Raw genomic sequence first — 606 nt, 5'->3', positions numbered from 1 at the left:
TGGTGGGGACTCATAGGAGACTGCCGGGGTCAACTCGGAGGAAGGTGGGGATGACGTCAAGTCATCATGCCCCTTATGTCCAGGGCTTCACGCATGCTACAATGGCCGGTACAAAGGGCTGCGATGCTGTAAGGCGGAGCGAATCCCAAAAAGCCGGTCTCAGTTCGGATTGGGGTCTGCAACTCGACCCCATGAAGTCGGAGTCGCTAGTAATCGCAGATCAGCAACGCTGCGGTGAATACGTTCCCGGGCCTTGTACACACCGCCCGTCACGTCACGAAAGTCGGCAACACCCGAAGCCGGTGGCCTAACCCTTGTGGAGGGAGCCGTCGAAGGTGGGGCTGGCGATTGGGACGAAGTCGTAACAAGGTAGCCGTACCGGAAGGTGCGGCTGGATCACCTCCTTTCTAAGGAGCACACACCCCGCACGCCCAGCGAACGACTGGGTGGCACTGGTGGTGTTCACTAGTGGAATCGTCGATGAATGGCTCGAGGATCCGATGTGGGTCTGCCTCAGTACTGCCAGCTCCTAGCGATAGGACTGGCGTGGAACCTGGCCGGCACCACGGACGACGATCGAGTCGAGACACACTGTTGGGCTTTGAG

The 606-nt window shown here is 59.4% G+C and carries 1 rRNA gene; it reads left to right on the top strand.

Annotated elements, in window-relative coordinates:
- A 16S ribosomal RNA gene (locus ACYQ0U_RS22775) occupies window positions 1–407 on the top strand; the annotation flags it as partial.
- Window positions 408–606 lie beyond the last annotated feature (199 nt).

This window comes from Nocardioides pyridinolyticus (assembly GCF_054653575.1).
Note: the sequence above shows the minus strand (reverse complement) of the source record. Positions and strands in the feature narration are given on the sequence as shown.